The sequence below is a fragment of the Stenotrophomonas sp. SrG genome (assembly GCF_050031795.1).
Lineage (GTDB): Bacteria > Pseudomonadota > Gammaproteobacteria > Xanthomonadales > Xanthomonadaceae > Stenotrophomonas > Stenotrophomonas rhizophila_A.
In genome coordinates this window covers 1-230 of the sequence record NZ_JBNBBE010001771.1, presented here as the reverse complement: position 1 = coordinate 230, position 230 = coordinate 1, and the positions used below count along the sequence as shown (strand labels likewise).

Sequence of the window (230 nt, the reverse complement as noted above, 5' to 3'; positions counted from 1 at the left end):
TTAGATGGTGACCTGGGTGCGTTCGCCGCCGCCCCGCAACGACGAGCAGGCGCCCCGCGCGATCATCAGTGCCGCCGGCAACAGCCGGCGGGGCAGGGAGGCGGGCAGGAGAGGGAAGCGGCTCATTGGGGTTCGAACTCCTTCGGCGCGTCGCGGCCCAGCAGCTAGCGGGCCGGGGTGTGGTCCAGTTTGTCGCGGACCCGGCGCAGGTCGCGGATCAGCCCGCGCAG

At 72.6% G+C, this 230-nt stretch carries 1 protein-coding gene; it reads right to left on the bottom strand.

The genetic code is table 11. The annotated features are described in order from the left end of the window. Positions 1 to 126: a hypothetical protein gene (locus ACQG3P_RS25355; protein WP_426806583.1), complete on the bottom strand. Its 126-nt coding sequence runs from the start codon at positions 124 to 126 to the stop codon at positions 1 to 3. Positions 127 to 230 lie beyond the last annotated feature (104 nt).

Bases quoted from the DNA above. Each gene is read 5' to 3' on its own strand.
- ACQG3P_RS25355 (WP_426806583.1), bottom strand. From the start codon at position 126: ATGAGCCGCTTCCCTCTCCTGCCCGCCTCCCTGCCCCGCCGGCTGTTG.